The organism is Streptococcus suis (assembly GCF_002964575.1).
GTDB classification, from domain to species: domain Bacteria; phylum Bacillota; class Bacilli; order Lactobacillales; family Streptococcaceae; genus Streptococcus; species Streptococcus suis_R.
This window is the reverse complement of sequence record NZ_POQQ01000029.1, coordinates 1-2,656: the sequence shown is the minus strand read 5'-3', so window position 1 is coordinate 2,656 and position 2,656 is coordinate 1. Positions and strand designations below refer to the sequence as shown.

At 39.8% G+C, this 2,656-nt stretch carries 3 protein-coding genes; all 3 read left to right on the top strand.

Annotated elements, in window-relative coordinates; all coding sequences use genetic code 11:
• Nucleotides 1-591 (top strand): CHAP domain-containing protein (locus C1E58_RS02575; protein WP_153055813.1); only part of this gene is annotated, 591 nt, incomplete at its 5' end.
• A 341-nt stretch (nt 592-932) separates the two neighbouring features.
• Nucleotides 933-1,568: a hypothetical protein gene (locus C1E58_RS02570; protein ID WP_000222716.1), complete on the top strand. Its 636-nt coding sequence runs from the start codon at nt 933-935 to the stop codon at nt 1,566-1,568.
• 159 nt (nt 1,569-1,727) lie between these two features.
• Nucleotides 1,728-2,656: putative cross-wall-targeting lipoprotein signal domain-containing proteiin (locus tag C1E58_RS02565; RefSeq protein ID WP_330848248.1), on the top strand; the 929-nt coding region annotated here is incomplete at its 3' end.

Sequence of the window (2,656 nt, the reverse complement as noted above, 5' to 3'; positions counted from 1 at the left end):
AGTCCAGCTAGTCTTGCCCAACTCTTTCTCATTTACTGGGAAGGAAATAGTGGAGATAAGCTACTTGAACGTCAAACACGAGCAAGTGAGTGGTATTACCAAATTGAAAAAGGCTTTAGTCAACCTAACGGTGGGACAGCACAAAGTGATCCAAAAGCACTTGAAGCTGTACGAGGAGACCTTTTTGAAAACTCTATTCCAGGAGGTGGTGACGGGATGGGTTACGCTTTCGGCCAATGTACTTGGGGAGTCGCAGCCCGTATCAACCAACTGGGGCTAAAACTCAAAGGTAAAAACGGTGAGAAGATTCCAATTATCAGTACCATGGGTAATGGGCAAGATTGGGTGCGTACAGCCGAAAGTCTCGGTGGAGAGACAGGGACAAGTCCACAAGCAGGAGCTATTCTTTCCTTTGCGGGAGGAGGACATGGCACACCAACAGAATACGGTCATGTGGCTTTCGTCGAAAAAGTCTACCCAGATGGCTCATTCCTTATCTCCGAAACCAATTACAATGGCAATCCCAACTACACCTTCCGTAAATTATCTGGAGTGGATAGTAGCTTGAGTTTTGCTTATACGACGAAATAAAAATATTAGAATACTTGTCTTCTTGTCCTAAATGTTGTATGATATTTGGGACAAAGTGGTCATCTCATCTAAACTTTAAGCGTGAACATAGGTGTTGACAAATAAGGAATTATCCCGTATAATAAGGGTAAATAAAGATTATAAATTACTTGTGGGCTAGTGGATATGGTCTGCACCCGCCTGTGGGCTCCGCACTCAGTTCAAACTGTTTGTTGAGAAAAAGAATAGCAGGACTGCCTACCCTTGAGGAATAGATAGGGCATATCTAGCGTGAGGTGAAACTCAATACGTGGAAGAGAAGGAAGCACCTGCTTCCTTCTCTTTTTTAGGAGAAAAATAAAATGACATATACTTTGGAATGGCTCGAGACCTTTGATGGAGAGATTGATATTCTCAATGTCGATATGTCTTGTTTGGCCAATACTATTGAGAAATATGTTTCTCAGTACAAATACGTTTATCAGACAAATATGGAGAACTATCCTGAAATTGTTCTCTCCGTCCCAAATTCCTCTATTCCCCATCTATTAGGATTATCAAGAGATCATCATGTCAATTTACCAACTAATAATGCAGGGAGTATTTTTGAAGGATTAAAGGATGATTGGACATTGCAGCGTCTAAATAAGGCTGATAATGGATGGTTTAACGAAAATAAATTCAAAATCGTTGGCACATTACTACTTTATCAAATGTTACATGTGATGGAATGTAAATTTTATACAACGGATGGTATTTTGAATAGAAAAGTTGGTAAACGATTTAGAAGAGATAATATTTATTTTGTGGTCTTCAAATTAAGTAATGGTATTAGTTATACCGTTGAATTATCACATGAACAAGGAAATCAATACTTTCCAAGAAGTCTTAAAATCAACGACACCTTAATTACAAATTGTAGAGAAATAGAGCTGAAACTTGTTGACAAGAAACGCTTTAAGACTGCTAAAGTTAGAAAGGTTAATTGGCCGTCTTAATGTAAAAATTGATATCCTGATAATCAGGTCATCCACTTTTATGGGTGGCTTTTTTCTTTTCCCTCAATTTATTGTGATAACAAAATCAAGCCTTCTTTTTTATGATGAGGAAAGAGTGACAGTTTGTTGCTAAAGAATAAAAGAAAAGAAGGACTATTTATGACCAAAACATGTAATCATCACTTTCTTGTCAATCAAGAAAAAGGCGAGAAACACGTCTTTCGCAAGAGTAAAAAATATCGCACTCTATGTTCCGTTGCCCTTGGAACCATGGTGACGGCTGTTGTTGCTTGGGGAGGCACGGTTGCACATGCAGACGAAGTCACATCATCAGTTGACACCACCATTCAACGAACGGAAAATCCAGCCACGAATTTACCAGAAGCACAACCAAACCCTGTATCTGAACAAACTGAAAGTTTAGGGTTAACTGGACAATCTAATGGTGCAATCGCTGTCACCGTACCACATGATACGGTAACACAAGCAGCTGAAGTGGCCAAGGCTGAAGGTGTTTCTACGGTTGAAGATAGTCCAATGGATTTAGGAAATACAACTTCTGCGTCAGAGACCAACCAACAAATTTCAAAAGCAGAAGCAGATGCCCAAAACCAAGTTGCGGCTATCAACGAAGTTACTGAAACCTACAAAGCTGACAAAGCAGCTTATGAGGATGAAAAAGCTCGCATTGAACAAGAAAATAAGGAGCTGACACAGGCCTACGAAGGGGCCAATCTAATTGGTAAAGAGACAAATACTTGGGTTGAAGCCAAAGTCAATGACCTAAAATCTCAGTATGCAGATGCTGATGTGACAGTAATTGAACAAGTAGTTTCATCAGGAAATGGGACATCTGTACTTGACTATACAAACTATGGCAAGGCTGTTGAAACCATTCAATCAACTAACGAACAAGCTGTAGCGGATTATCTAACAAAGAAAACTAAGGCAGATGATATTGTTGCGAAAAATCAGGCCATTCAAAAAGAAAATGAAGCTGGACTTGCTAAGGCAAATGCAGATAACGAAGCCATTGAAAAGCGGAATCAGGCAGGTCAAGCAGCTGTTGATGCTGAAAACCGTGCAGG

Bases quoted from the DNA above. Each gene is read 5' to 3' on its own strand.
- C1E58_RS02570 (WP_000222716.1), top strand. From the start codon at position 933: ATGACATATACTTTGGAATGGCTCGAGACCTTTGATGGAGAGATTGAT.